A 20,694-nucleotide genomic window follows, 5' to 3' on the forward strand; every position below is an offset into this window, starting at 1 on the left:
TTTTTTGCCTTCACTCTATCAATTCTGTATAAGTCTCTTTTACTCCTGTTTCTTTGCTGAAATTCTCCTCTTTTTCACTGTGCTGAAGCTGATACATATTATAGTACAAACCGCCTTTGTTTAGCAGTTCAGTATGAGTGCCTTTTTCAACGATTTTTCCTTTATGCAGTACTAAAATACAGTCGGCGTGTTGAATAGTCGATAAACGATGAGCAATAGCAATGGTTGTGCGGCCTTTTCCCATATCTCTTAACACTTCTTGAATCGCTTCTTCTGTTTCTGTATCAATGTGTGCTGTTGCTTCATCAAGAATAAGGATTTTAGGAGTCCGGATGACCGTTCTTGCAAATGCTAAGAGCTGACGCTGGCCGCTTGATAAAGTGGAACCTCTTTCGACTAGCACTTCATTATACTTATTAGGAAGAGCTTCAATAAATGCGTGAGCTTGCACAAATTCCGCCGCTGCTTTTACTTGTTCATCAGAAAAATGGTCTTCGTGCAGCGTAATATTCCGTTTTACGGTATCTGCAAATAAAAAGGCATCTTGAAGCACCAGCCCTACCTCATCTCGAAGCTGTTTATTTGTAAAAGACGACAGCGGCTTATTATCGATCAAAATGTCTCCTTTTTGCTGTTCATAAAAACGCATTAATAAGTTAATGATGGAGCTTTTCCCGCTTCCAGTATGTCCTACTAAAGCGACTGTTTCTCCTTCGTTTACCGTAAATGATATATCAGACAGCACGTCTCGAACACCGTCATAGGAAAACGTGACGTTTCTGAATTCTACCGTTCCTTTTTGAATCCCCTGCTTTTGTTCTCCTGTCATCACTGGATTTTTTTCTTTTTCATCCATCAAGTCAAATACCCGAGAGGCTGATACCATCGCTTGCTGATACATAGAAAGACGCTGCATCATTTCATTAACAGGCTCAAAAAACCGATCCAAGTAGTTGATAAACGCGTAAAGAACACCAATTTTAACAGGACTGTCAGCTACGGAAATACCAAAATAACTGAGCACAAGAATAACGGCTAAAATGTAAAGAATTTCGACTGCCGGTCTTAGCAGCAAACCATCCAACTTAATATTACGCATCCCCGCTTTGTAATGCTCATCATTGATTTCTTCAAATTCCGAGCGCAGCCGCTTTTCTTGACGAAATAACTGAATAATAGACATGCCTTGCAAAGACTCATGAAGCTTGGCATTTAACTGGCTTAGCTTTTCTCGAAGCTGCCCGTAGTAAATAGCGCTGTAATGCTGATAAAGCTTCATAAGTCCCCAAATGAACGGGAGAAGAACTAAACAATAAAAAGCCAGCTTCACATCTAGCATAAACATGGCTATAAAAATACCGACCAAAAATACCCCATTTTGAATAAAAACCGCGATGACTTCCACAAACATTTCTTTCATGGCTTCCGTGTCATTTGTAATTCGAGATACCAGGCTTCCTGTGGGCGTGTTGTCAAAAAAGCGAAGAGCCAGGCGATGAACATGAGAAAAAACGTCAATTCGAATCTGCTGAATAATTTGAAGCGCAATTTTTTGGAACTGCAGAAGCTGAAAGTATTGAACGACAATTTTTAAAAGCTGTAAAAGCAAATAACTGCTTGCAAGCCACACAAGAGGCTGAAGAGGCAAATACTTAGGAGTTAAATAATCGTCAATGAAAATTTTAATCAAAATGGGCCCTAATAAATCCGCAGCCGTAGCAATTAATAATAGTGTGAACGCTAAAAAAAATGATTTTTTATGCGGAATTGTGTAGCGAAACAGACGTGTATGTACCGAAGAATGCTCAATTTTCATTTTTCGTCTCTCCTTCTTCTACTGCACGTTCAAGCTGCTGTCTATCGTACATATCCTGGTACCAGCCGCTCACGCTAAGCAGCTCCTTATGAGTTCCTCGCTGAATAATTTTCCCTTTATCAAGTACAAGAATCAGGTCTGCATGAGTAACCGAGCTCAGCCGATGCGCTGTAATAATCGTTGTTCGATTTTGACGTTTTTGCTTTAGCGCTTGTAAAATACCCGCTTCCGTTTTTCCATCTACCGCCGATAGCGAATCGTCTAAAATTAAAAGCTCAGGATCTAATAGAAGAGCTCTTGCAATCGAGATACGCTGTTTTTGTCCACCAGATAAAGAAACGCCTTTTTCACCTACTATTGTTTGATAGCCATCTGTAAAATCGAGGATGTCTCTATGTACATTGGCAACTTTAGCCGCTTCTTGGATTTCTTGATTGCTTGCTTCTCTTTTTCCAAACGCGATATTAGCAGCGACTGTGGTTGAAAACAAAAAGTGATCTTGAGGAACATATCCAATGCTTTTGTACAATGAATCAAACGCATAGTCTTTAATGTCTTTTCCTCCCCATAAAACAGCTCCGTCGCTTACATCAAATTCACGAAGCAACAGCTTTAAAAGAGCAGTTTTCCCAGCACCCGTCTTTCCGACAATCCCTAACGTTTGACCGCGAGAAAGTGTAAAATAAATGTCGTTTAACGTATATTCATCTGCTTTACCATACGAAAACCTATGAATAACAGCTTCAATATTTCCTGTTGGCATTTCAACACTAGGATGCGCTGCTTCTTCAATCGAATTTTCTTCTTTTAATAAAGAAAATACCCTGTCATAGGATGCTCTTCCTCGTTCCACAATGTTAAATAGCCAGCCAAACGCGAGCATCGGCCAAATAAGAAGGCCTAAATAAGTTGTAAAGGTAACAAGCTGACCCAGTGTTAACTCTTCATTAATAACCATCTTGCTGCCAAAAATAAGAGCAAGTAAAAAAGAAAGTGCTACAATAATCGAAATGGTCGGATCAAACAATGCATCTACTCTGGCTACTTTCATGTTCTTTTGGACAACATCTGCAGACTTAATGCGAAATTCTTCGACATCAGCTGCTTCTTCCCCAAACGTCTTAATGACTTTAATTCCGCTAATGCTTTCTTGAACCTTATCATTTAAAGTAGAAAATGCGGCTTGTGCGTGGTGAAACCGCGCATGAAGCAATGTACCATAATAACTTGTTAAAACGGCCATAAGCGGCATAGGAATAAGGCAAATAAGCGTTAATTTCCAGCTGATTGTGAGGGCCATTGTGCATAGAACAAGCCCTCCTGTGACAATGGAATCCACGAGTGTCAAAACGCCCGAACCTGCAGTTTGTTGAATAGCTTGAATATCGTTTGTTGCATGGGCCATCAAATCCCCAATTCGCCGTCGCTGATAAAAGGCCTGATTCATCTTGGTAAAATGAGTGTAGAGGGTATTTCTCAGCTGCTTGGCTAGTTTAACAGATGAACCAAATATCATAATACGCCATATGTATCTTGTGAAATAGGCCACAACAGCAGCTCCTAGCAAAATGCCAACCATCTGCATTAAGCGCTTTCCATTCAGCGTCCCTTCTTTAATACCATCTACCGTTAAACCAATAATTTTAGGCGGGAGAAGTTCTAATGCTGCCACAATAATGAGCAGCGCTATCCCCGTTATGTAAGACTTTTTTTCCTGTTTGAAAAACCACCATAACTCTCGAAAAATTTTCATCGTATCCCCCTAGCCCCACAACCATTTTCTTATCTCTATCATAAAACAAAAGACACCCTTCTGAATAGAGAGTGTCTGTCCAATTAACCATTATTTAATTTGGCCGTTCATTGCTTTCATCATTTGGTTAATTTTTTTCTGCGATGGTTTCATGCCCATTTGCATCATCATCATTTTTAACATTTGTTCATTAATTGGTGGATTTTTCTTCAGATAGCTCATCATATACTTACGAGCAATGAAAAATCCTAGCGCTATCCCAACAATTAATGCTAGAACACCAACTAGAATATACATTCCCATGGTATTACTTCCTCCTTCGTGTTGTCTAACTTACAGTGTACTAGACCATACGCTATTATACAATATTTCCGTTCCAATTTCCTTAAATAATTACACAAATTTTCTTGTTTTCACAGGCCTCAGCCAGCCGTATTCATCCGTTCCATAATTCACTGCTAAAAAACAAGGATCTAGCTTGCGTAATACTTCAAAAAAAGCTGTCTCAGCATCAACATTGCCATCTCCTTCAATTGTTATACAGCGATTCGTTAATTTTATAGATGCTCGACTTTTTTTATGAGGATATTCCAGCACAAACGTCTCTTGATGAGTGAAAAAATGAGGATAATGAGAAAACGCCTGAAGCAATTCTCGTTGAATAAATGAAATGGGCAGTTGGCGAGTAATGTAATGAACTTGTTTTTGTAAGTGCGTTTCCTGCAAGTGACGTTTCATTCTATATTCAATCAGCAGCTGATAAATGAGCTTTTCTCTTCGAAAATAGGATGATGCAACTTCTTCCTCCATTAAATATACTTCATACGTTCTCACGATTCATCCTCCCTTTCGGCTCGTTCTTTTTTGTACCATTATACCGAATGGTGTACGCAATGCTTGTCTATCGATGAAAAAATTCCTTTGTTTTTTTGTCGAAAAAAAAGAGCAGACCACAGGAGTCTGCTCTTTCTTATGAAAAAGAATTATGCATTAAGCAAGCTTTTCACTTTTGCTACTACATTTTCAACTGTAAAACCAAATTCTTTCATGATTGTTTCACCAGGAGCAGATGCACCAAAGTGATTAATACCAAGAACTTGTCCTTCGTCTCCAACATAGCGTTCCCAGCCAAGTGTAGAAGCCATTTCAATACCTAAACGTTTTTTCACTGATTTAGGGATAACACTTTCTTTGTACTCAGCAGATTGCTCTTCAAAACGATCCCATGCAGGCATGCTTACTACAGATACGTCAATGCCTTCTGCAGCTAATGCTTTTTGTGCTTCTACTGCTAGGCTTACTTCAGAGCCTGTTGCAAGTATTAATGCATCCGCTTGGTCTTTACCAGCTTTAGATACAACATATGCACCTTTAGACACGCCTTCGTATGCATTTTCTTTTGTACCTTCAAGCGTTGGCAAGTTTTGACGAGTCAATACAAGCGCCGTTGGGCGGTCAGTTGACTCTAATGCTAAGCGCCATGCAGCAGCTGTTTCATTTGCATCTGCAGGACGAACCACTGAAAGACCTGGCATTGCACGAAGTGATGGCAATTGTTCAATTGGCTCATGTGTTGGGCCGTCTTCTCCAACTGCGATACTGTCATGTGTGAATACATATGTTACAGGAAGCTTCATTAAAGCTGCTAAGCGAATTGCTGGGCGAAGATAATCAGAGAATACAAAGAATGTTCCTCCGAATACTTTTACACCGCCGTGTAGAGCCATACCGTTTAATGCAGCTCCCATTGCAAATTCACGTACACCGAACCAGATATTACGTCCGCTGTAATCAGCTGCAGTGAAGTCTTCTGAACCTTTAATCATTGTTTTATTTGAGCCAGCTAAGTCAGCTGAACCGCCGAAGAATTGAGGTACAGCTTGTGCTACTGCGTTTAATACTTCTCCAGAAGAAGCACGGCTAGCTAAGCTTGAACCCGTTTCGTATGCTGGAAGCGTTTCTTCCCAGCCTTCCGGTAACTTTCCTTCTACTGCTAGTTCAAATTGACGACCTAGTTCAGGATATTTTTCTTTATACTGTGCAAATACATCGTTCCATTCGTTTTCTTTCTTTTGGCCATCTTCAGCAATTGTAGCTTTGAAGTGAGCATACACTTCTTCTGGCACATAGAAATCTTCTTCAAATGTCCATGCATAAGCTTCTTTTGTTAATTTTGTTTCATCGGAACCTAATGGAGAACCGTGCACGCCAGAAGTACCCGCGTGGTTTGGAGAACCAAATCCGATTGTTGTTTTTACTTCAATTAGCGTTGGGCGTGTTAAATCGCCTTTTGCTTCTTCAATTGCGTTTGCAATCGCTGTCAAGTCATTGCCGTCTTCAACGCGGATTACTTGCCATCCGTAAGCTTTGAAACGATCTTCTACGTTCTCAGAGAACGAGCGATCTAAATCTCCGTCTAAAGAAATATCATTTGAATCGTATAAAACAACTAAACGTCCTAATTTTAAGTGTGCCGCTAATGAAGCTGCTTCAGCAGATACACCTTCCATTAAGTCTCCGTCACCACAAATACCATACGTAAAGTGGTCTACAATTTCTAAACCTTCTTTGTTGTATGTTTCAGCTAAATGACGTTCTGCCATTGCTTTACCAACAGCCATTGCAATACCTTGTCCTAGTGGGCCAGTAGTTGCATCAACACCTGCTGTATGACCGAACTCTGGATGACCTGGTGTTTTGCTTCCCCATTGACGGAAGTTTTTAAGGTCTTCAATTGATAAGTCATATCCAGCTAAATGAAGCAAGCTGTATAATAGTGCTGATCCGTGTCCTGCTGATAATACAAAGCGGTCACGGTTAAACCAGTTTGGATTCTTTGGATTGATGTTCATGAATTTTGTCCACAATGTATATGCCATTGGAGCAGCTCCCATCGGCATACCTGGGTGACCTGAATTTGCTTTTTCAATCGCATCGATTGATAAAGTACGAATTGTTGCAATCGAAAGATCTTCAATACGTTGTGTCATACTCTTCATTCCTTTCAAAACTATGTACATATGTTATCATACTAATGATTTGCTTATTTGTACAATACTTGAACCAAAAAATTTTCCACTTTTACAGTTTTTGTACGCCTTATTAAAAATATACAAAAAACTAGAGGGAACACTCCCTCTAGTTTTACTAGAACGTCTTAGTGAAGACGCTTCTTTTTACTCTCTTTTAACTTCTTAGGCGTAACATCTTTACCTTCTTCGTCCACAACTTTAATCGTATGAAGGTGATTTGTCATAGATTGTCGGAAAACTTTTAAATATTCCTGACGTAGCTCTTGCTGTTCTTTCGATTCAGATTCTGTCAGACCTTCAGCCTTTGCCTTTTTTGAAAGAGCATTAATACGAGCAAGTTTATCTTTTGATAGCATATAAAACCTATCTCCTTATAATCAATAATTAAAATTACCGAACCGTTCCGGCAACATGTAGTCATCTTACTAAATCTCTTTCGTTTTATCAAGAGATTGAGCACTCTCTTGATACTCTTGATAGCGACGATGTACCGTCGCTTTTGAAATATTATAACCAAAACCTTTTAGCGTAACTGAAATTTCAGCAAAGGTTAAGCCGTTATGACGAAGGCGGACAATTTCTTCAATCGGCGCTTCTTTTTTTTCTCTTCCCGAGTTAACTCCCTGGTTTTTTAAATTTTGCTGCGGACGATAACCGTTTTCTACGGCTCTTTTCATTCCTCTTTTAATTTTAGCATTATGTAATTTCCGCTGATGCTCTTCCACTAAACTAATAATATCTAACACCATTGAATCAGATTCTGAAAGCTGAAGCTGACCTTGATGACTAATCGTATAGATGGTAGCATTTTCTTTATGAAAAGCATGAAGCAGCGCAATTCGGGCATTTCCTCTGCCTAATCGTGTTTCGTCTTGAATGAGCAGCACGGATATTTTCTCTTCTTTCATTGTATGAAGAACATCCAAAATACCCTCTCTGTCTACATCATATCCGCTTGCTTTTTCCATCACGACTTTTTTCACCTCTAGATGATGAAGATCAGCAAGCTTTTTTAATTCTTCTTGCTGGCGCTGCAAAGATGTTTCTTGGGTTTTTTTATCCGTACTGACACGGCAATAAATAATGGCGTCCACTTTTATCACGACCTTTTCGGCTTCTAACAATATTCAGGAACGGCCGTTACACACTACTGTTCAATTGCCACTTGATTATGTAACTCTTTTTTTAAAACAGGAATATATAATTTATCTCCAGGAGATAAAGACTGGGCAGTATCTGAGTTTAAATCATTGACGTCTTCAACCCATTTGACAAATTCATTGGTGGTCAAATGATGGTGATTATGATACTTGTTGGACAAGTCCCAAAGCGTATCTCCTTTTGTAATCGTAACCGTTGAATATTTGTCTAAATCTACTTTATCCGCTCCTAAAACCAGCGTCAATACATATGTAAGTGCAGCGATAACTGCAAAAAAAATAGCGTAATGTTTCATAGAATGTAAGAATTGTTGCATATTATGATCCCCCTATCAGAATATATGTTCTTATTTTATTGAGAACATTTGTTTCTGTCAATGGAATTCTTCGAACTTATGTTTGTATATTGACACATCACGTGGTATAATTCACCTAAAGAATAGCTAAAATCGAGGTGAAAAATATGAAGCTATCAAAACGTCAACAAGACATACTAGATTTTATTAAGCACGAAGTAAAATTAAAAGGTTATCCGCCTTCTGTTCGTGAGATTGGGGAAGCAGTAGGATTAGCCTCTAGCTCCACTGTACACGGGCATTTAGCTCGTTTAGAAAGTAAAGGGTTAATTCGAAGAGATCCAACAAAACCAAGAGCAATCGAAGTTCTTCAACTAGATGAAGTAAACATTCCTAAAAGCAATGTCATTAATGTTCCTGTTATCGGTAAAGTAACAGCGGGTCTTCCTATAACAGCCGTTGAAAATGTGGAAGAATATTTCCCTCTTCCAGATAAATTCGTTTCTCCAGATGATCATGTATTCATGCTTGAAATTATGGGAGAAAGTATGATTGAAGCAGGTATTCTAGATGGCGATATGGTAATCGTACGTCAGCAGCAAACGGCTAATAATGGAGATATTGTGGTTGCTATGACCGAAGACAACGAAGCAACGGTAAAACGTTTCTTTAAAGAAGAAAATTTCGTTCGTTTACAGCCTGAAAATTCAACGATGGCGCCTATTATTCTTCGCCACGTAACGATTTTGGGAAAAGTAACTGGTGTATATCGCACGATTCACTAATCAGACACTGTATGTAAAACCAACTAATCATGATGTTAGTTGGTTTTTTTACGTTTGTTTTCTAAAAAAATTGGCATATTATAAATGATACGTTGAATCATTGCAGGCAGGTAGAACAGTTTTTATAAAGCTTGTTTTACCTTTTACTTTCTATCTGCATTTCCTCGAATCTTACAAGGAAATACCATCGACTATAAGAAGGATGTAGTTTATGACTAATACACCTAGGAAAACAGAACCATTTCAAACCATTGTACCTACCAAAGCAATGAACATGTTTCTTTTTCCTTTTTCCTTTGATCGAAAAAATAAAGAGCAGCTTGTTCATGCACTGAAAGCAAATTTGTTCGAGTTTTTTTCCATTCAAAACAAAGATTTAGAAAAAGAATACTACGGAGAACAATATTACGTATCTCATGATAGCCTGGATCAATATTTTCTTCCTTACATTGAATGCATTCTATTCCCTGATTCGTGCGAAAAAGAAGGGTTGCTTCGATTTTCAAAAAAAATAGACCATACCATTACGTTACATACTTCTTCCACCACCGTGTCTAGCAACGTGCTGTCTGTGGATGTTTTTTTATGTCCTTTTGAAATTGGCGTCATGACCATTCGCACTGAAATGAGCCATAACCATTACACCTATGATGACATTTTAGAATTCATGAATCATTTTCGTGTATTAGAACCGAAGCTTGCTGAAGAGCATGGATCCACCATTACCTATGAACATCATCGCTATAGCAAAGTACAAGATTATATTTTTTCACAGCTTGCGCCATTTTTGAACGAACACATCAAGAAAGAAGCCACGCGTGAACAGCACGTTGGGAGCCTTCCTTATTTTATCGATGAACGGATGTTTGTGTTAAGTTATGTAACGGTAAATCAAGAGCAAGAAATTAATTCCACAACTTTATTTCGTACTGGGCAGCTAAATAGCTATACGCCTGACGGGAAAGCGTTTATTTCTGCACACAATCATGAGTATATTAAAACGTATAATACTAAACACGTGTATGAAAGGTGGGCTCCTGAAACTTATTACGTCATCACAGACCATGTGTTTTCATGTATTTCTAAATCGACAGACTCTAAAACGGATCAGCTTTTGATGAATCATCTATTTGGCCAGCATTACTATAATTTATTTTTACATTTTTTCTATAAAATCGTGTTGCTAAAACTATCTTATGAGTATTCTCAGCTCACGTTTCATAAAAATTCAGAGGGCATTGAGCGACTAATCCGCTCTATTACCGTGTTTTCAGGCAAATATTTATTTTTAGAAATTAGCTCTCGCACAGAAGGTCAAGAGTTTTCTGAGCTCTTTAAAAAAATTTTCCACATCAATTCTCTTTATCAAGAAGTCAAAGAAACCCTTGGTACTTTGTATCAAAATCAAGAGAAAATCGCGGCCAAGCGTCACAATTACTTATTATTAATTTTAACGATTTATACCGTTCTTTCCGGTATTTACGGAATGAATTTAGTTATTAGCAAGCTACAGGGAAACATCAATTGGGATAGTATGAAGCAGTTTTCTATCTTTGAATATATCGCTTTAATAGTAGCTCTATCAGGAATATTAATCAGCATTAGCCTAGGAGTGAGCTCACTATGGAACTTATTAAAAGATCGATTTAAAACATAAAAGAAGTTGAGACATAACTAAATGAATTCAACCTAAATACGAACAAGCGAAATACATGAGCTGAACCGCTTATGACGCCGCAGTTCATTTCCATGCAAGACTTCTCTTTCCGCGGGCAGCCGATGAGCCTCCTCGTTGCTTGTGCTCCTGCGGAGTTTCATCCCTTCCGCTTTCTCCGCAGGAGTCTTCGCCTTGCCCTCCAATCAACTGCTGGAAGGAACTAAACAAATGAAACCTACGTTCACCATAAAAAACGAACCACTAATCAAACATGGTGATCAATGGTTCGTTTTTCACTTCGATTAAAATCCTTTTTTCCCAACCTCTTTTATCTATTACTAAATCAATGCCTACTTCGCTGAACCTTTTATCAAACGTTGTGCCGCTGTTGTAATTTCAGAACAATCTAATATTATACTCTACAAGAAAAATATATACAAAATAATAAAATATGGTATCATAGGGTAGGAATTTTGTACCTTATCTATGAAATAATTTGCAGGAGGTAATATGCTTAACTCATTTTTATCCAAAAGCCTGATTCTTTTATGTGTCATGATTCTTACATGGTCTCTATGGGGCAGTTATAGTGCGATGACAAATTCATTGGAATTAAAAGGTTTGGCTTTAAGTAATTCATTTATTATTGAAGGAATATTTATCACTTTCCTTGTCATTTTTCTAATAGCTATTGCAAGTAGATACATGAACAAAACTGTTTTTTTTATTTCACTGATTGTTTTGACCTTAGGTATTCGACTAGCATGGATGCTTTCTGTTCAAACGCCTGTAAAATCTGACTTTCTTGTCATGTTAGATGCCGCGCGTAATATCGCAAAAGGAAATTATGAATTTAACCAAAGCGTTTATTTCACTACATGGGTATATCAGCTAGGCTTTTCATTCTATGAATCTGTTATTATTCGCTGTTTTGGAGATAACATTTTTATATTAAAATTGTTAAATATTTTTTATTCCACTGGAACCGTTATTTTTATTTATTTAATTGGCGCGAAAGTATTTAACGAACTTGCTGGGAGAATGGCAGCTTTTCTATATGCGTTCTACATTCCGAACATTCTCTATAGCTCAGTGTTAACTAACCAGCATTTGGCTACTTTTTTATTTTATGCAGCTTTTTACCTTATTATAAAAAGATTTGCTCATAACAAGTTTAGCTGGCTTTATATTGGCCTTCTATTGTCGTTAGGAAATTTAATGCGCCCTCTAGGACCCATTATTATCGTTGCTGTTCTCATTTATTTCATCTTGCAAATTCTTCAACCTTACATTAAAACGAAGGATGCTGCTGAGTTAAAAACTCGCCGAAAACAAATAGGAAAAAACCTCGTAGGCATACTGGCTACTTTTTTTATTGCAAATGCGCTGATCAACTATTCTTTTGTAGCTAGCGGTATTTCTAAATATCCTTTAAGTAACAGAGATCCTTTATGGAAATTCGTCATTGGCTTTAATTACGAAACAAGCGGTTCTTATTCTTCAGAGGATGCTAGTCGTTTTATGGGTATGCCCATTGGAGAAAAACGAGCTGAAGCAGAAAAAGAAGTAATTAAAGAGCGGGTAGCAGATAAAGCGCAACTTTTAGATCTCTTTCACATTAAATTCCTAAATATGTGGGGAGGAACGGATGCATCTACATTTTGGAGCATTTCATTAACTCCTCAAGAAGATGTACCTTTTAATAAAGAAAAATTAATTAGTGCTGCTCAAAGTTATGAAAGAATTATTTATGTTTCAACTACTATTCTTTCCATTATTGGACTTATATGTTTATTCCTGAAGAAGCAGGATAAATATCCGTATACACTGTTTTTATTACTAATAATAGGATACGTTCTTATTCACTTGCTTATTGAAATTCAAACTCGCTATCGATTCTTTATTTTTCCAAGCTTTATGCTGCTCGAAGGGTTTGGTATTTCAGTGATTCTATCCTATTTAATAGCACGATTTACTAAAAATAAGCCCCAGACAAAATATGAAGAGATAAATTAAATGGAAGGGATTATGCAACCGTGATAAAATTCCTGAAATTCGGATTTGTAGGTATAATGAATACCCTGCTCACTATTATCAGTTACTTAGCACTCATTCATTTTGATATGAATTATATATTGGCTAACGTACTATCTTATTTTATTGGCGTCATAAACAGCTACTATTGGAACAAATCGTGGGTGTTTCAAGCAACTGTACATAAATGGATGCTAGCTCAATTTTTCATCGTAAACCTTATTACTTTAGCAGTTAATACAAGCTGCTTATTCCTTCTTGTACACTATACACCTGCTAATCCAATAATTGGACAACTGTTGTCTACTTGTATAGGAATGTTTATCAATTTTTTCCTTAATAAAATATGGACGTTTAAGCACACAAACCATCACTCGATAGGAGGTAAAGCATGAGAGAACTAATTTCAATTGTGGTACCTATGTATTTTGAAGAAGAAGTAGCCAATGAATGCTACAATCGCTTGCTTTCCGTCATGCATAAAAACCACATTAACTATGAATTCATTTTCGTCAATGACGGCAGCACCGACCGAACAATTGAAATCTTGAAAGACGTAGCGGCTATGGATTCTAATGTGAAAGTTATTGATTTTGCTCGTAATTTTGGTCACCAAACTGCGGTAACAGCAGGCATTGATTATGCTCAAGGCGATGCTATCGTTATTATTGATGCAGACTTACAAGATCCGCCTGAAATGATTCCTGAATTAATTGCTAAATGGCAGCAAGGCTATGAAATTGTATATGCAAAGCGCAAGAAACGAAGCGGAGAGACCTTTTTTAAATTAGCCACGGCTAAGTATTTTTATCGCTTTTTAAATTATATGTCCGATATCGAAATCCCTAAAGACACGGGAGATTTTCGTATTATCGACCGAAAAGTAGCGGATGTATTCAAAAAAATGACTGAACGCAATCGTTTTGTACGAGGAATGATGTCTTGGATTGGCTTCAGGCAAACATATGTAGAGTATGAGCGCGATGAACGCTTTGCTGGTGAAACAAAATATCCTTTAAAAAAGATGATCAAGTTTGCTTCAGATGGAATTATTGGGTTTTCGACGAAGCCTTTGCGTTTAGTAATGGTTATTGGCTTATTATCGGTTTTTGTATCACTTTTAGTTTTAAGTTATTCGATTGTTGTTTGGCTGATAGGTAAAAACATTCAGCCTGGCTGGACTTCCATTATGGTAGCTATCACCTTCTTTAGCGGCATTCAGCTACTTGGTTTAGGTCTAGTCGGACAATACATCGCAAGAATTTACGATGAAAGTAAAAATAGACCTATTTACGTTGTACGTGAAACCATTAACTTCTCGAAAGCTTCAACGGATTCTCCAAACGTACGTGAAAAAGTATATAGCTAAAAAAAAACAAGGAAGAAAACAACTGTTTTCTTCCTTGTTTTTATTCTTTTTGAAGCTGTAAATCACTTGGCGCCCAGTCCGGAATTCCATCATCTTCATCAAATTCAATAATGACATCCGTTACTCCTTTTTCCTGTAAAATACGATTTTCCAGACGATCTTTAATATCATCAGCTTCGGCCACTGTTAAAGAAGGATCAATTTCTACTTTTAATTCAACGTGAAGCTCTTCTCCTTCTTTCATCACCATTAATGTTTGAATATCACGCACTTGTACATCTTGCATGACAATCGCGCCAATTTTTATTTCCATTTCTTTATCTGCTTCACCAAGGGCTCCCGCAGCGTTGTCTAAAAATACTCGTCCTACTACAAAAAACATCATAAGCCCAATTAAAATAGAAGCAATTCCTTCAGCTTGGTGAAAAGGTGTAAACCGTGAAATAAAAACAGCTATTAATGCCAATACGCCTCCTCCAGTAGCTACCAGATCTTCCATAAAGACCAGCTTGGTTGCTGGCTTTGCTTTCTTTAAATGAATAAAGCTTTGCGTAAAAACATTGACCTCTGCGGTATTCATTCCAACATCGTGCAAAATTTCTTTCATTGCCTTAAATAAGACAAACATCTCAAGCAATACCGAGATGCCAAGTACTGCAATATTTAAAATAAAGCCTGAAGACTTCGTCGGATGAAGAATGTGGTGATATCCTTCTTTAATCGTTTCAAACGCCATAATCCCTACTACAAGAACCGCTCCTAATAGAACAAGATTAACCAATCGGCCGAAACCGTTTGGAAATCGTTTGGTCGGGGCTTTTTTACTTAATGCCGAACCTATAAAAACAAAAAACTGATTAGCTGCATCTCCTAAGCTGTGCATCGTTTCAGCAAACATCGCTACATTCCCTGTTAAAGCGAAAGCAATTCCTTTAATAATGGAAATAATGGTATTTACTATAGCGGCCATCATGGCCGATTTATTTCCTTTTCGCAATAATTTAATTAATTCACTCATACAATCCCTCCGTTTGCGCCTTTGATGAGATTCGATTACGGTTAGTGTATGTGAATTTAAAAATTAAAAACCTCCAACATATAAGTTGGAGGTTTTTAGTCATGTTTCATTATTTTTTAAAACGGTACGGTACAGTTGTAACAATTACATTTTTGCGGTAAAGCAAATGTGCTTTTAACAGCAGACTAGACTGATTGTGAAGAATATTTTGCCAACTTTTTTCGTAATGAATTGCGGAATAACGACCGTAATGGCCATGTTATTTTCTCGCGCTTTTTCCTCAGCCATATCGATGAATCGAAACAGCGGCCGCACTAAGCTGCGGTATTGAGAATGAAACGTAACAATACGAATATCAGGCTGCCACTTCTCCCACTTCTCTTCCATTTTCTTTTCACTTTCTCGATCAAAGGCCACATGCACTGCAATAACGGTATCGCCAATCGTTCGTGCATAATTTAATGAATTTTCTACTACCTTTGTCATTCCTGCTACAGGAACAATGACCACACTTCCTTCAAGCTTTCCAATCTTTTCTCCTTGCTTAATGCGAAGCTGCTCTCCTACCGCTTCATAATGCGTATGAATGCGATGAAAAATATAGACAATAACCGGTAAGAAAATGAGCACGGACCATACTTGTGAAAACTTCGTTGTAAATAAAATAATTAGCACCGTTAAGGTAATGAGGGCCCCAATTAAGTTGATGGCTAGCTTCCCTTGCCAGCCGGCCGGCTTTTCTCTAAGCCATTTGACAATCATGCCTGTTTGAGAAAGCGTAAATGGAATAAACACCCCGACTGCATAAAGAGGAATTAATTGTTCAGTCGCTCCTTTAAAAGCTACAATTAAGACAATAGAAGCAATTCCAAGGGTCACAATTCCATTTGAATAGCCTAATCGATCGCCACGAATTTGAAACATTCTTGGCATGTATTTATCAGAAGATAAGTTGACAGCAAGCAAAGGGAAAGCTGAAAAGCCCGTATTCGCCGCTAGCACTAGAATTAGAGCTGTTGTGCCTTGAATAAAATAATAAAATCCATTTCGTCCAAACACACTTGATGCAATTTGTGATACAACCGTTTCATCTGCTTTTGGAGAAATGCCAAGCCAATAAGCTAAAAACGTGATCCCAGAAAATAAAACAGCTAGAATACCGCCCATCAGCATTAATGTATGAACAGCATTTTTTGCACCTGGCTCTTTAAAGTTAGGCACTGCATTTGAAATAGCTTCTACACCTGTCAATGCTGAACAGCCTGACGAAAAAGCTTTTAATAATAAAAACAAACTAATACCTGGCACTACTGTACCGAGAGAGGGATGAAGCTCAGGTGAAACTTGACCTGTCGCTATTTTAAACAAGCCTACCGCTATTAACAAAATAAGAGCAATAACAAATAAATAAACCGGATAAGCTAATACAGAAGCGGATTCTGTTACACCACGTAAATTTAAGACGGTAATAAAAATCACTAGCAAACACGCAATTACTACATTGTAATGATGCAGCGTTGGAAAAGCCGAAGTTAAAGCATCGGTTCCTGCTGAAACACTCACGGCAACTGTTAAAATATAATCTACCAGCAGTGATCCCCCAGCGATAAGCCCGGGATTTTCTCCTAAATTGGTTTTGGAAACAATATAAGCTCCTCCGCCTTGCGGGTACGCATAAATAATTTGACGGTATGAAAGAATTAAAGCCGTCAGCAGCACCAATACACCAATCGCAATTGGAATTGAATACCAATAAGCGAGGACACCGACTGTCGCAAGTACAATCAAAATTTGTTCTGTTCCATAAGCCACTGAAGATAAGGCATCTGATGATAAAATAGCAAGTGCTTTAAGCTTACTAAGCTTTTGATCACCTAACTCTTTTGTTTTAAGCGGCTTTCCAATCAATAATCTTTTGAGAACTGAATAGTTCACGTAATTTCCCTCCGATGATTGCTTAGCTACTATTTACTTTTCGTTGCTAAGCTCCGTTACAAGTTCATGAATAAATGATATTATTCCTAAAAAATGCCTTTTTATGTTAAAAAAGCGCACAAAAAAAACACTAAGGGTTCTCAGCGTTTTTACACAGCTTAAACCTCCTCTCTAAAACGCTTATGGGGTTAGCTGTCGGATTCGGGCTATGAGAGTAGCCCTACCTTTTAAAAAAAGGATTCACCCCAAGTGACAATGCACAAATTTGGGTCCCCCACTTCTGACGAATTAAGCGATAACAGGTCAATATAATTTTCGGTTAAAGAGTATGATCGATAACAAGTTTCGTTCATAACTATCCTTTGTTCTTAGATAATATACTCCCGTACAAATGGTTTGTAAAGCATTATTTTACGTAAACCATAAAATAGTGCTTAAGGTGCTTTTAAGGGGAAAACAAAAGGCCTTCTGTCTGCTTACAGAAGACCTTCTTACGTTAACTTTTTGCTTTTAAAACGGCTGCTAGCTTGTTTTTCGTTTGAGGACCATAAATGCCATCTACATCATAAGGAAGATACACAAGCTGAAAACGTCTGACTGCATCTTTCGTTTGTACTCCATATATTCCGTCTACTGACCCTACTTTAAAATTAACCGCGTTTAATGCTCTTTGAAGCTGTTTCACAGCTTCTCCAGAATCGCCTTGTTTTAACATTCCATTGGGAAGTGGATATTGTTCAGAAGGTGGTGTTGGAGTAGGTGTTGGTGAAGTTCCTGAAGGAATAACAATTGTTTTTCCAACCTGTAGTGTTAAAGGATCAGAAAGCCCTGTATTCGCTTCTTGAAGCTCCTGTACTGTTATGCCGTACTTCTGTGCAATACTGTACAGCGTATCTCCTTGCTTAATTGTATACGTTTTTTCACCTGGTTCAGAAGGTGATGGATTTGGTGTCGGTGTTGGAGATGGCGATGGATTTGGAACTGCACGACGAGGTAAATTTAAATATACGGCAATTCCTTTTGCATACGATTCACCCATGCTTTTTAAAAAAGCTTCATTTTGAAGAAGTGCTGCATTGGCGCTCCTATCAATAAAAGCTATTTCAGTTAGTACTGCAGGCATATTTGTTAAGCGAAGCACCGCATAATTGGCTGATTTTCGTCCGCGATTCGGATGATTATACGACAGCAGCGTTGCCTGTACTTGGCCGTGCACAATCGATTGAAACGTTTTACTAGCATTGCTAGCGCTTCTATAAACATAATCTTCGTATCCTGTCCCTCCACCGGCATTTACGTGAATAGACATAAATGCATCTGCACCCCACGAATTAGCTTGAGAAGCGCGTTGAGATAACGATAAAAAAGTGTCTGTGGTACGGGTAGTTTTAATCGTAAAATCACTGTACGTGCTATTTAAATAGCTTATTAAATATTGTTGAATTTTCAAAACTAAGTTTTTTTCATACAGTCCGTTTGCTCCAACTGCTCCTGCATCTGCCCCACCATGTCCTGCATCAAGATAGATTTTTTTCATATTACTTGTCCCTCCTTATTGTTAACATATGCATGAGGGAAAAAAGTGCTACGTATACTAGCCTACTTAGTGAGAAATTACTAAAAAAGGAGATTGCGACATAACGAAATCACTTCAACCTAAAAACGAACAAATGGGATAAATGTGCTAGTATGGATGGCTTGTTACATCGCTGTTGATTTCCGTGCAAGGCTTCGCTTTCCACGGGCGGCTGGTGAGCCTCCTCGTCGCTTGCGCTCCTGCGGGGTCTTCACCTATTCCGCTTTTCCCGCAGGAGTCTTCGCCTGCCCTCCAATCAACTGCTAGAAGCAACTAAATAGATGAAATCTACGTTCACCCTACCAATAAAAAAATCCGCACAATTCATCGTGCGGATCTTCCCTCCCCCTAACATACTTTTGGTCCAGCTTCTATTCTGGTTGATTAAAGTATAGATCAGGAGGTTCTATTATTTATAACGTTAGGACCTATTTAAAAAGCAGAACGCCTATAACAATGAGAATAATCCAAATTGGAATGCTTATTAATATGCCTATTACTAAACCTTTAAAAAAATTTCCTTCTTGCATTTTCATTCCATTCCTCTCCAACAGTATTTTCTAATGACACTACGCCTGGCTGAAAATTCTCTGAAGTTATACTGAAGTGCAGAGTGAACACATAAACAATCTCTCTATCTGTTATACACTACTTTTACATATAGATTCAATGAGACAAAAAGCTTATCCTTTTTAATTTATATAACCAAATTCTTTCCTGTATCTAACAAAACAATAAAAAAGCCTCCCGTAAATTGTACGACAGGTAGCTATACTTGTTTTATGAATAGAATAGATTAGTTCAATATCTAATATACGCGTGCAGAATATTATTTATTTTGAAAAACAAAAAAGGCCGAGAGAACGTATAAACGATCTCTCGGCCTTTTAGGAATTAATATTGGCTCATGTATTGGTCACGTTCCCAAGGATGAACTTGTGTACGGAACATATCCCATTCGATTTCTTTCGCTTCAACGAAGTGCTCTGCTAAGTGTTCACCTAATGCAGAAACCATAACTTCGTTTGATTGGAAGCTATCTAAAGCTTGAGCTAATGTTGCAGGTAAATCTACGATACCTTCTTCAACACGCTCTTCTTTTGTCATTACATAGATATTGCGATCGATAGGTTTTGGAGCTTCAAGGTTGTTCTTGATTCCATCTAAACCAGCTTTTAATAGAACAGCCATTGCTAAATATGGGTTAGCAGCTGGGTCTACGCTACGTACTTCAACACGAGTTCCTACGCCGCGAGAAGCTGGGATACGGATTAATGGGCTACGGTTGCGAGCAGACCAAGCAACATAACAAGGAGCCTCATATCCAGGCACTAGACGCTTATAAGAGTTTACAGTAGGATTTGTTACTGCTGTAAAGCTGTGTGCGTGCTTGATGATACCTGCGATAAATTGACGAGCAGTATCACTTAGCTCTAGATTACCGTTTTCATCATAAAATGCGTTTTGACCATCTTTAAATAATGAAACGTTACAGTGCATACCTGAACCATTCACACCAAATAATGGTTTTGGCATAAATGTAGCATGTAAGCCATGTTTACGTGCAATTGTTTTTACAACAAGTTTGAACGTTTGGATATCATCACAAGCTTTTAATGCAGCAGCATATTTGAAGTCAATCTCGTGTTGTCCAGGAGCTACCTCATGGTGAGATGCTTCAATTTCAAAGCCCATTTCTTCAAGCTCTAATACGATGTCACGACGGCAGTTTTCACCAAGGTCAGTTGGCGCTAAGTCGAAGTAGCCACCTTTATCATTTAATTCTAATGTAGGTTCGCCTTTTTCGTCTAATTTGAATAAGAAGAACTCTGGCTCAGGTCCAAGGTTAAAATCAGTAAATCCTAACTCTTCCATCTCTTTTAACACACGTTTTAAGTTATTACGTGGATCGCCATCAAACGGAGTTCTATCTGCATTGTAGATGTCACAAATAAAACGTGCTACTTTACCTTTTTCAGATGTCCAAGGGAAAATAACAAATGTATCAATATCCGGGAATAGGTACATATCTGATTCTTCAATACGTACAAACCCTTCAATAGAAGAACCGTCAAACATCATTTTGTTGTCTAACGCTTTTTCTAATTGACTTACTGGAATTTCAACGTTTTTAATTGTTCCTAAAATGTCAGTGAACTGAAGACGAATATACTTTACATTCTCTTCTTGAACTTTGCGGAAAATATCTTCTTTTGTGTACTTTGCCATCGTGTGATCCTCCCCTAAATCTCTATATAATATT

18 protein-coding genes, 1 pseudogene and 1 riboswitch are annotated in these 20,694 nt (G+C 37.9%); of the genes and pseudogenes, 5 read left to right on the forward strand and 14 right to left on the reverse strand.

Annotation, left to right across the window (positions count from 1 at the left end):
• Positions 1-10: 10 nt before the first annotated feature.
• The 8 genes from ACO1DI_RS05030 to yneA all read right to left on the reverse strand — a co-directional run bounded on the left by ACO1DI_RS05030 (position 11) and on the right by yneA (position 8,078).
• Positions 11-1,816: an ABC transporter ATP-binding protein gene (locus ACO1DI_RS05030; protein WP_014458519.1), complete on the reverse strand. Its 1,806-nt coding sequence runs from the start codon at positions 1,814-1,816 to the stop codon at positions 11-13.
• Positions 1,806-3,569, reverse strand: coding sequence for an ABC transporter transmembrane domain-containing protein (locus tag ACO1DI_RS05035; protein ID WP_014458518.1), 1,764 nt, complete (start codon positions 3,567-3,569; stop codon positions 1,806-1,808). The genes ACO1DI_RS05030 and ACO1DI_RS05035 overlap by 11 nt, the downstream gene beginning before the upstream one ends.
• A gap of 90 nt (positions 3,570-3,659) precedes the next feature.
• Positions 3,660-3,872 carry a YneF family protein gene (locus tag ACO1DI_RS05040; protein ID WP_013058772.1) on the reverse strand — a complete coding sequence of 71 codons (213 nt, stop codon included), beginning with the start codon at positions 3,870-3,872 and terminating at the stop codon, positions 3,660-3,662.
• Between the two features lie 90 nt (positions 3,873-3,962).
• A complete protein-coding gene (sirA, locus tag ACO1DI_RS05045) occupies positions 3,963-4,403 on the reverse strand; it encodes a sporulation inhibitor of replication protein SirA (RefSeq protein WP_013084721.1) in 441 nt (146 codons plus the stop codon).
• 149 nt (positions 4,404-4,552) lie between these two features.
• The gene (gene tkt / locus ACO1DI_RS05050) at positions 4,553-6,559 is read right to left on the reverse strand and encodes a transketolase (protein WP_013058774.1); all 2,007 of its coding nucleotides are present in this window, start codon (positions 6,557-6,559) and stop codon (positions 4,553-4,555) included.
• A 167-nt stretch (positions 6,560-6,726) separates the two neighbouring features.
• Positions 6,727-6,957 carry a DUF896 domain-containing protein gene (locus tag ACO1DI_RS05055; RefSeq protein WP_115654809.1) on the reverse strand — a complete coding sequence of 77 codons (231 nt, stop codon included), beginning with the start codon at positions 6,955-6,957 and terminating at the stop codon, positions 6,727-6,729.
• Positions 6,958-7,026: 69 nt separating this feature from the next.
• Positions 7,027-7,695 (reverse strand): YneB family resolvase-like protein, encoded by a 669-nt coding sequence (locus tag ACO1DI_RS05060; RefSeq protein WP_042991935.1) that lies wholly within the window; start codon positions 7,693-7,695, stop codon positions 7,027-7,029.
• Positions 7,696-7,748: 53 nt separating this feature from the next.
• Complete coding sequence (gene yneA / locus ACO1DI_RS05065) at positions 7,749-8,078, reverse strand: cell division suppressor protein YneA (protein ID WP_014458514.1); 330 nt, start codon at positions 8,076-8,078, stop codon at positions 7,749-7,751.
• 146 nt (positions 8,079-8,224) lie between these two features.
• Here yneA and lexA point away from each other — a divergent pair, with 146 nt between their 5' ends.
• The gene (gene lexA, locus ACO1DI_RS05070) at positions 8,225-8,842 is read left to right on the forward strand and encodes a transcriptional repressor LexA (protein ID WP_013058778.1); all 618 of its coding nucleotides are present in this window, start codon (positions 8,225-8,227) and stop codon (positions 8,840-8,842) included.
• A 211-nt stretch (positions 8,843-9,053) separates the two neighbouring features.
• Positions 9,054-10,499 (forward strand): hypothetical protein, encoded by a 1,446-nt coding sequence (locus ACO1DI_RS05075; RefSeq protein ID WP_014458513.1) that lies wholly within the window; start codon positions 9,054-9,056, stop codon positions 10,497-10,499.
• Between the two features lie 84 nt (positions 10,500-10,583).
• Here ACO1DI_RS05075 and ACO1DI_RS05080 read toward each other — a convergent pair whose 3' ends face one another.
• A complete protein-coding gene (locus ACO1DI_RS05080; protein ID WP_014458512.1) occupies positions 10,584-10,706 on the reverse strand; it encodes a hypothetical protein in 123 nt (40 codons plus the stop codon).
• Between the two features lie 303 nt (positions 10,707-11,009).
• On the opposite strand from ACO1DI_RS05080, the gene ACO1DI_RS05085 reads away from it, so the two are divergent.
• Genes ACO1DI_RS05085 through ACO1DI_RS05095 form a run of 3 tightly spaced genes read left to right on the forward strand, consistent with a single transcriptional unit; the run spans position 11,010 to position 13,902 of the window.
• Entirely contained in the window at positions 11,010-12,515 is a 1,506-nt protein-coding gene (locus ACO1DI_RS05085; protein ID WP_258232171.1) for a glycosyltransferase family 39 protein, read from the forward strand.
• A gap of 20 nt (positions 12,516-12,535) precedes the next feature.
• The gene (locus tag ACO1DI_RS05090; RefSeq protein WP_423145144.1) at positions 12,536-12,928 is read left to right on the forward strand and encodes a GtrA family protein; all 393 of its coding nucleotides are present in this window, start codon (positions 12,536-12,538) and stop codon (positions 12,926-12,928) included.
• A complete protein-coding gene (locus ACO1DI_RS05095; protein ID WP_098901231.1) occupies positions 12,925-13,902 on the forward strand; it encodes a glycosyltransferase family 2 protein in 978 nt (325 codons plus the stop codon). Before ACO1DI_RS05090 ends, ACO1DI_RS05095 begins: the two co-directional genes overlap by 4 nt.
• A gap of 40 nt (positions 13,903-13,942) precedes the next feature.
• Here the strand turns inward: ACO1DI_RS05095 and ACO1DI_RS05100 are convergent, their stop codons facing one another.
• The 5 genes and pseudogenes from ACO1DI_RS05100 to glnA all read right to left on the reverse strand — a co-directional run bounded on the left by ACO1DI_RS05100 (position 13,943) and on the right by glnA (position 20,660).
• Positions 13,943-14,920, reverse strand: a complete 978-nt coding sequence (locus ACO1DI_RS05100) for a cation diffusion facilitator family transporter (protein WP_014458508.1) — start codon at positions 14,918-14,920, stop codon at positions 13,943-13,945.
• 109 nt (positions 14,921-15,029) lie between these two features.
• Positions 15,030-16,855, reverse strand: a pseudogene (locus ACO1DI_RS05105) (APC family permease).
• 162 nt (positions 16,856-17,017) lie between these two features.
• A riboswitch (cyclic di-AMP (ydaO/yuaA leader) is annotated at positions 17,018-17,160 on the reverse strand.
• Positions 17,161-17,351: 191 nt separating this feature from the next.
• On the reverse strand, positions 17,352-18,392 hold the full coding sequence (locus ACO1DI_RS05110; protein WP_423145145.1) for an N-acetylmuramoyl-L-alanine amidase: 1,041 nt from the start codon (positions 18,390-18,392) through the stop codon (positions 17,352-17,354).
• 147 nt (positions 18,393-18,539) lie between these two features.
• Positions 18,540-18,704: a hypothetical protein gene (locus ACO1DI_RS05115; protein ID WP_423145253.1), complete on the reverse strand. Its 165-nt coding sequence runs from the start codon at positions 18,702-18,704 to the stop codon at positions 18,540-18,542.
• A gap of 621 nt (positions 18,705-19,325) precedes the next feature.
• Positions 19,326-20,660: a type I glutamate--ammonia ligase gene (gene glnA, locus ACO1DI_RS05120; protein ID WP_013084732.1), complete on the reverse strand. Its 1,335-nt coding sequence runs from the start codon at positions 20,658-20,660 to the stop codon at positions 19,326-19,328.
• Positions 20,661-20,694 lie beyond the last annotated feature (34 nt).

Origin of the sequence: Priestia sp. 40 (genome assembly GCF_049368575.1) — a bacterium.
Classification (GTDB): Bacteria; Bacillota; Bacilli; order Bacillales; family Bacillaceae_H; genus Priestia; species Priestia zanthoxyli.